A 5,365-nucleotide genomic window follows, 5' to 3' on the forward strand; every position below is an offset into this window, starting at 1 on the left:
GGAGCCGGGCGCCGCGCCCTGACGCCGGCGCCGTAGAGGACCACACCGGCAACGAGCCCGGCGCCCGCCCCGAAGCACACGGTCGGGATCACCTCGTACGGCTTGGCGACCGCCCCCCAGTGCGCCCACCAGCGGGCCACCCGCTGCACGGCCGCGACCAGCGCGCAGCCCCCGATGACGGCGCCCGCCACCCACCGGTCGGCCGAGGAGAGCACGGGCACGCCCACGGGCTCGACCGCCGGCTGCCGGCGCAGGGCCAGCACGACGAAGACGGCGATCACGACCGCCGCGACCGCGGAGCCGCCGTACTGGAGGTACCAGTAGAGCGGTGAGCCCGCGATCTCCTCGCCGAGGACGGGGAACAGTCGCATCCCCCACCGGTCGAGATGAGTGAACGCGTCCCAGACGACATGGGTGAGCGAACCGAGGGCGGCGGAGACGTACCACCACAGGGCCAGCGAGGGACTGAAGCGCCGCGTTCCCGCCCCGCAGCGCACCAGCGCGGCCACCCGCCCCTGCCGCCCCCTCGGCAGCAGCGCGACCAGCGGTTCGCGGAGCACCAGCCACAGCCCGACCAGCGCCCAGGTGACGAGGACGTCGACGGTGAAGACCCCGGCGAAGGAGTGCGTGACATCGCCGAACTCCATGGCCTCGGGCAGGACACTCGCCACGTAGTAGGTCATGTCGGGCGCGAACGAACCGGCGACGAGCACCGACGGCACCAGGAGTCCGCGGCCCGTCCCGTCCCCCCGCAGGGCGGGCAGTACGGCGGCCGCGTGGCTGAGCGTGAAGGGCAAGTCGTCCCCCTGTGACGGACTTTGGCCGGAAGGGTCGGCCCGGCGATGACCGGTCGCCAGTATGCGCGCCCCGTGTCCGCCTCCCCGAACGGTGACCGCGCGACGGTGAGCCGGTGTGTCCAATAGGTGAATATCGGGCACGAACGGGTGTCCGGGCGACGGAAGTTGTCGTAGGGTCGCCTGGGTCGTCGCGCCGGTCGGTGGTGGTGGCCACCGGATTTCTGGGAATGGAATGCCGGAACAGGGCAACCAAGACCGGAACTCCGGAGTCGGTGTACCTGGGCAGGGAAGCCGGTCCGGTGAAACCGGAGAAATGCCCGCGGCATCCATAGACGGGAAGAACGCCCAGGCGTTCGACCACCGGGAGGGGTTCACTCAATGGCGGCGCAGTTCGGTTTGAGGCTCCGCAAGGGGGCGGCCACGACCGCCCTGGCCGCGGCCACGGTAGCGGCGCTCGCCGCCTCCCAGGCCCCGGGAGTGACCACCGACGGTGCGGGCAGACAGACCGCGGGCTCACCGTCGCCGGAGATGAGCACCCTGGCCGACGACACCGCCTCGGGCAACTCGCGCTACTACACGGACCTTCCGCCCCTCGACACCCCCACCCCGACGACGGGTACGGGCGACACCTCGGGCACGGCCGGCGGCTCCGAGCGCGGTATACCCGCGACCGTCCTCGACGCCTACAAGAAGGCCGAGGCGTCCCTGCGCGAGTCGAAGCCCGGCTGCAATCTGCCCTGGCAACTCCTCGCCGCCATCGGCAAGGTCGAGTCGGGCCAGGCCCGCGGCGGCCGCGTCGACGCCGAGGGCACGACGATCGGCAAGATCCTCGGCCCTCAGCTCAACGGCAACGGCTTCGCGAACATCAGCGACACCGACAACGGCGCGTACGACGGCGACAGCACGCACGACCGGGCGGTCGGTCCGATGCAGTTCATCCCCTCCACCTGGCAGTGGGCGGGCCGCGACGCCAACGACGACGGCGCCAAGGACCCCAACAACGTCTACGACGCAGCCCTCGCCGCCGGCCACTACCTGTGCCGCTTCGACTGGGACCTGTCGAACGACGGCAACCTGCGCAGCGCGATCCTCAGCTACAACAACTCGACGGAGTACTACAACACCGTCATGACGTGGCTGGAGTACTACCGCAAGGGCTCCCACGAGATCCCGGACGGTACCGGCTCCCTTCCCGAGACGCCGAGCGGCGGCAACAACAACACCGGCACCGGCAACAACACCGGCAACGGCAACAACACCGGCAACAACACCGGCACCGGCAATGGCGGCAACGGCAACGGCAACTCCACGCCGAACCCCAGCCCCAAGCCGCCGAAGCCGGGCGCCGAAGAGCCGCCGCCCGGCAGCGGCACCACCACCCCGCCCCCGCCCGCCACCACGCCGCCCTCGACGCCGGCCACCCCCACCGACACGGTGCACCACCTGGAGAACGCGGGCGCGGCGACCCTCACGGCCATGGCCGGCGACACCTTCACCGGCAAGCTCGCCGCCCGCACGGAGACCAAGGCCGGCAAGGCCGTGGCGAAGGTCCGGGTCCGCTTCACGATCGTCGGTGACACCGACACCACCTTCACCGGTGGCGAGAAGGTCGCGACCGTCATCACCGACAGCGTGGGCAAGGCCACCGCCCCCGCACTCGTGGCAGGCGAGAAGACCGGCGCCGTCACGGTCCGCGCCACCGTCGTGGGCCGCCCCGTGACCGCCCTCGACCACAAGGTCACCGTCACCGCCCGCCTGGCCGACGCCCTCGCCCGTACCGGCACCACCGCGCTGACCTGCGTCCCGAACGGGGAGTTCGCGGAGCAGGTCGAGGTCAAGGCCACCTATCGGGGCGAGATCGCCGACAAGGTCGCGGTCAGGGCGACCCTCGTCAAGTCGCTCGTCGACGCCACCGAGAACGACAAGGGCCCCTACTTCCAGGGCGCGGACGGCCCCGTACGCACCCTTGCCCTGAAGACCGGCGCCGATGGCCTCCTCAAGCTCCCGAAGCTGTACTCGGACGACGCCACCGGCACGTTCCTGCTCCGCGTCGAGACCGAGGGCGGCGCGACCCTCACACTCGAACTGAAGGTGGAGGCGCCCGCCGAGTCGGCCGAGCCCACGGAGCCGACCGAGCCGGTGACGCCGAGCCCCAGCGAGTCCTAGTCGGACACCGGCCGTCCGTACGGCCACGGCGGCGCCCCTCCTCCGGGAGGGGCGCCGCCGTTGTGTGTGTGCAACGTGTTCTCATCTCGCCCAGCCGTTGCTACGGTGCCGGACCTGACGAAGTATCAGTTCCTGTCGTCGTGAGGCCCGTAGTCGGGAGGTCCGTATGCGTGCCCTGATCGCCGCCGCGACCGGTCTCGCCCTCGCCTTCGCCCTGGTGTTCACGATCACGGCGCTGGGCTCACCGACAGGGGAGACGTCACCGAAACCGTTGCTGACGACGGTCCCCGCACATCCATAGCCGCACAGCCGAGGGCGGCCGCACGTCCGCAACCGCCCGGGAGGGAGGCCGAGATGCGCCGTAGGGCCGGTCTGATCCTGCTCGCACTCGCCGTGTTCTTCACCGCCCTGTCCCCACTGCTGCGCTGGTACGTCTTCCCGAACCTGGCCAAGATCCCGGCGAACCAGTACCAGGACATGGTCCTGGAGGCGAAGGACGCGACCCTCCTCGACTACGGCACGATGACCGCGAAAACGGTGCCCGAGGTCACCATCGTGCAGACCCTCAAGGGCAACGTGGAGGCCTCCGAGGAGATCGAGAAGAACACCGACCGGGACGTCGTCGTCTGGGACGGCCTGTCGTACGTCCAGGGCCCGGACGGCAAGATGGTCTCCAGGATCCCCGAGCGCTACATCTTCGACGCCCACACCCAGGAACCCGTGCACGCCAAGGGCGAGATGGTCGACGGCGACCCCGTGAAACGGGAGGGTCTGGAATTCAAGTGGCCCTTCCTCACGGAGAAGAGGGACTACGAGTACTTCGACGCCCAGGCCCGGATCACCGCCCCCATCCACTACAAGGGCACCCAGGACTTCCGGGGCGTCGAGGTCTACTACTTCGAGCAGACCATCCCCTGGACCGAGGTCCCCTTCCCCCGCACCATGCCCGTCGAGGGCATCACCCGGGAGACGGTCGCCGGGACGGGCACGACCCGCTGGTACACCACGGTCCGCAAGTTCTGGGTGGAACCCGTCACCGGAGCCCCCGTCTACGGCGAGGAGATCCACAAGGAGGAACTCCGCGGCGGCGCGCTTCTGGGCGACCGCGAGAAGGTGACCGCCTTCGCCGGCCACGTGAAGATGCGCGAGGACTACATCGAGCACACCGTCGACCTGGTCAAGTCCCAGCGCCTCCTCGTCCTCCTCATGACGTCCTACCTCCCCTGGGGCTTCCTCGGCCTCGGCATCCTGCTCCTCGCCCTCTCCCTCTACGTCGAGGCCCGCGGCCGCGGGCCCGGCGAACCGGAGTCCAGCAGGCCCCCGGCGTCCGAGCCGGTCAACGCCTGAGCCGCGCGTTCGTGTACCGCGTGGGCTCGGCCGTCGCCGGGTCCTGTGGCCACGGATGCCTGGGATACCGCCCGCGCAACTCCGCCCGTACGGCCTTGTATCCGTCCCTCCAGAACGAGGCGAGGTCGGCGGTCACGGCGGCGGGCCGCCCGGCGGGAGACAGCAGATGCACCAGCACGGGCACCCCGGCCAGTACGGGCGACTCCCGCAGCCCGAACATCTCCTGCAGCTTCACCGCCAGCACCGGCTGCTCGGGCCGCGCGTAGTCGACCCGCACCCGGGACCCGCTCGGCACCTCGATCCGCTCGGGCGCCAGCTCGTCCAGCCGTACGGCGTCCCCCGTGGCCCACGGCAACAGCCGCTTCAGCGCCTCCCCGGCATCGATCCGTCCGAGGTCCGCCCGCCGCCGGGCCCGGCTCAACTCCGGCTCCAGCCACTCCTCCACGCACGCGTACAGGGCACCGTCGGACACGTCGGGCCAGGGCGCGCCGAGCCGGGCACGCAGAAAGCTCAGCCGCTCCCGCAACCGCGCGGCGTCCTGGGGCCACCGCAACAGCCCGAGCCCCTCGACCCGCAGCCCTTCCAGCAACGCCTCCCGTACGAGGCCGGGCGCCGCCTCCCGCAACGGCCGCACCGCCAACTCCACGGCCCCCAGCCGCTCCACCCGCCGGGCGACGACGTCCCCGTCCCTCCAGACGACCTCCTCGCCCTGACTGTGCAGAGGCGCGGCCGCCTCCCGGGCGACCCCCTCGTCGATGGCGACCCCGAGCCGCACGCGCGCGTGCCCCGCCCCCACCGCCCGATCGGCGACCGCCACGGCGATCCAGGGCACCCCCCGCAACCCGGACGCCTCCGCCACCTCGGCCCGAGTCCCGGAGACCATCAGGAACGACCCCTTGCCGCCCCACGCCACCCGCTCCGGAAACGCGAGCGCCACCACGACCCCGACCCCCCACTCCTCCCCGGCACCCGCCCGCCCACCGGCCGCGCCCTCCTTCGCAGCGGGCCCGGAACCACCAACCACCCCGGCGACCTCCGCCGCAGGCACGGGCGCC

The 5,365-nt window shown here is 71.6% G+C and carries 5 protein-coding genes; 3 read left to right on the forward strand and 2 right to left on the reverse strand.

From position 1 onward, the window contains the following. On the reverse strand, positions 1-797 hold a 797-nt coding region (locus AWZ10_RS20965; RefSeq protein WP_060891802.1), incomplete at its 3' end, for a DUF4184 family protein. Between the two features lie 378 nt (positions 798-1,175). Between AWZ10_RS20965 and AWZ10_RS20970 the strand changes: the two genes are divergently transcribed. The 3 genes from AWZ10_RS20970 (at position 1,176) to pgfA (ending at position 4,310) form a co-directional block, all read left to right on the forward strand. Further along, the gene (locus AWZ10_RS20970; protein WP_060891803.1) at positions 1,176-2,963 is read left to right on the forward strand and encodes a lytic transglycosylase domain-containing protein; all 1,788 of its coding nucleotides are present in this window, start codon (positions 1,176-1,178) and stop codon (positions 2,961-2,963) included. Between the two features lie 166 nt (positions 2,964-3,129). Further along, positions 3,130-3,264, forward strand: a complete 135-nt coding sequence (locus AWZ10_RS50335; RefSeq protein ID WP_107065316.1) for an SPW_0924 family protein — start codon at positions 3,130-3,132, stop codon at positions 3,262-3,264. A 53-nt stretch (positions 3,265-3,317) separates the two neighbouring features. Next, entirely contained in the window at positions 3,318-4,310 is a 993-nt protein-coding gene (gene pgfA, locus AWZ10_RS20975) for a cell envelope lipid trafficking protein PgfA (RefSeq protein WP_060891804.1), read from the forward strand. Here pgfA and AWZ10_RS20980 read toward each other — a convergent pair. Next, on the reverse strand, positions 4,300-5,365 hold a 1,066-nt coding region (locus AWZ10_RS20980; RefSeq protein ID WP_279616635.1), incomplete at its 5' end, for an ATP-dependent helicase C-terminal domain-containing protein. The genes pgfA and AWZ10_RS20980 overlap by 11 nt on opposite strands.

This window comes from Streptomyces europaeiscabiei (genome assembly GCF_001550375.1).
Classification (GTDB): Bacteria; Actinomycetota; Actinomycetes; order Streptomycetales; family Streptomycetaceae; genus Streptomyces; species Streptomyces europaeiscabiei.

Excerpts from the sequence above, each read along its gene's own strand:
- AWZ10_RS20970 (WP_060891803.1), top strand. The coding sequence starts at position 1,176 with ATGGCGGCGCAGTTCGGTTTGAGGCTCCGCAAGGGGGCGGCCACGACC.
- pgfA (WP_060891804.1), top strand. The coding sequence starts at position 3,318 with ATGCGCCGTAGGGCCGGTCTGATCCTGCTCGCACTCGCCGTGTTCTTC.
- AWZ10_RS50335 (WP_107065316.1), top strand. The coding sequence starts at position 3,130 with ATGCGTGCCCTGATCGCCGCCGCGACCGGTCTCGCCCTCGCCTTCGCC.